2 protein-coding genes are annotated in these 1,974 nt (G+C 71.4%); one reads left to right on the top strand and one right to left on the bottom strand.

Annotated features, from left to right (window positions below; translation table 11 throughout):
- Window positions 1-152: 152 nt before the first annotated feature.
- Window positions 153-1,046 (bottom strand): NmrA family NAD(P)-binding protein, encoded by an 894-nt coding sequence (locus D7X55_RS38960; RefSeq protein ID WP_120551100.1) that lies wholly within the window; start codon window positions 1,044-1,046, stop codon window positions 153-155.
- 84 nt (window positions 1,047-1,130) lie between these two features.
- Here D7X55_RS38960 and D7X55_RS38955 point away from each other — a divergent pair.
- Window positions 1,131-1,974 (top strand): LysR family transcriptional regulator (locus tag D7X55_RS38955; RefSeq protein ID WP_233610352.1); only part of this gene is annotated, 844 nt, incomplete at its 3' end.

The raw sequence follows: 1,974 nt of genomic DNA, 5'->3' as shown, positions 1-1,974 counted from the left end.
CTGCTCGTCCATGGTGCGCTCTTCTTCGGTGGGGTGGCAGTACCGGAGCAATCTCCGGCAGACCCCCATCGTGCACCAGTTGTCAGGAAGGGGGCGGGCCAGCGGACGCCTTCCCCCTCCCGTTCCTTATGCGACCGAACGGGCGGACGCCGTCACGAAGCGCGCGCCCGCTCCACCGCCGGCTTGAGCACGGTGCTGGCGAAGTGCTCCAGCGTGGTGGGCGTGGTGGTCTCCTTCGAGCGCGGCTCGGCCGGATCCATGCGCCCGTCCAGGACGGCGCCGTACATCTCCACGAAGGTGTCCGCCGCCCACGACGGCATGCCCGCGCCCAGCATCCCCTTGCGCACGTCCTCCAGCCCCACGCGCACGTACTTCACGGGCTGGCCCAGCACCTGGGTGAGGATGCTCGCGACCTCCGGGTAGGTGAGGTCCCTGGGCCCGTGCACGCCCACGTAGCGGTGGCCCGTCCAGGAGGTGTCCAGCAGGAACCCGGCGGCCTTGGCCGCGATGTCCGCCGTGGCGACCATGGGCAAGCGCTTCGTCTCCGCGTTGGGGCTGAAGAGGGCGCCCGCCTTCGCCAGGCCCTGCACGTCGCGCAGCAGGTTCTCCATGAAGAAGCCCGCGCGCAGGCTGACGACGTTCGGCGCCGCGGCCTGGAAGGCCTCTTCAATGGACTTGAGCACGGACACCGGCCCGGTGCCCGGCCCGGTCTGCGCGCCGATGCTGGAGATGAGGACCACGCGCTTCACGCCGTGCGCCTTCACGCGCTCCGCGGCCAGCCTGCCCGTGGCCGTCGCCCAGTCCTGGAAGTCCGGGCGCATGGCGGGAGGCGTCAGCCAGAACAACTCCTCCGCGCCGGCGAGCGCCGCGTCCAGCGTCGCCTGTTCGTCGATGGAGCCCTGCACCCACTTCGCGCCCTGCTTCACCAGGTCCGCCACCTTCTCCGCGGTGCGGGAGATGACGGTGACCTTGCGGCCCTCCTTCAGCAGCTTCTCCACGAGGGGACGACCGATGTTGCCGTTCGGGGTGTTGATGACGATGGACATGGGGTTTGCCTCCAGCGGCTTCGAGATGGGCTGAACAGTGCCCCCAGGCCCCTCATGAGGCCACTGCATGCTATGCATGCACCCATGCGCCGCGCTCATGAGTCCCCGGCCGAGGTGGACCTCTCCGCCATCAACCTCAACCTGCTGGTGGCGCTGGACGCATTGCTGAGAGAGGCGCACGTCACCCGCGCCGCCGCGCGCGTGGGGCTCACCCAGTCCGCCATGAGCCATGCGCTCGCACAGCTGCGGGAGCTGTTGGGCGACGCGCTCCTCATCCGGGGCCAGGGCGGCATGGTGCTGACGCCCAGGGCGCAGCAGCTGGTCGCGCCGCTCAAGCGGGGGCTGGCGGAGCTGCGGCGGGCCCTGCGCGACGAGCCCCCCTTCGAGCCCGCCACCGCGACCCGCCGCTTCACCCTGGCCACGCGCGACTTCTTCGGGTCGGTGCTGCTGCCGGGCGCGCTGGAGCTGCTGGGCCGCGAGGCCCCGGGCGTGGACCTGTCCGTGCTGCACGTGGACAGCACCACCTTCTCCAGCCACCTGGAGACGGGCGAGGTGGACCTGGCCATCATCGTCGCGCCCTCGCCGTCCGGGCCCGGCCTGCGCCAGCAGAAGCTGCTCACCGAGGACTTCGTCTGCGTGGTGCGCGAGGACCACCCCACCGTGCGCCGCAAGCTGGACCTGGACACCTACCTGAAGCTGACCCACGTCCTCATCAGCCCGAAGGGCGGCGGCGTGGGCGCGGTGGACCTGGCCCTGGCCCGGCAGGGGCTGCCCCCGCGCCGCATCGCCGTGCGGGTGCCCTACTTCCTCATCGCCCCGCTGGTGGTGTCGCGCTCCGACCACGTCCTCACCGCGCCGCGCCGCCTCATCGACGCGTTCAGCAAGGCTTACGCGCTCAAGGTCTTCCCCCCGCCCATCGCCCTGCCCC

This window comes from Corallococcus sp. AB049A, from assembly GCF_003668885.1.
GTDB lineage: Bacteria > Myxococcota > Myxococcia > Myxococcales > Myxococcaceae > Corallococcus > Corallococcus interemptor.
This window is presented reverse-complemented; position numbering and strand designations above follow the sequence as displayed.

Bases quoted from the DNA above. Each gene is read 5' to 3' on its own strand.
- D7X55_RS38960 (WP_120551100.1), bottom strand. From the start codon at position 1,046: ATGTCCATCGTCATCAACACCCCGAACGGCAACATCGGTCGTCCCCTC.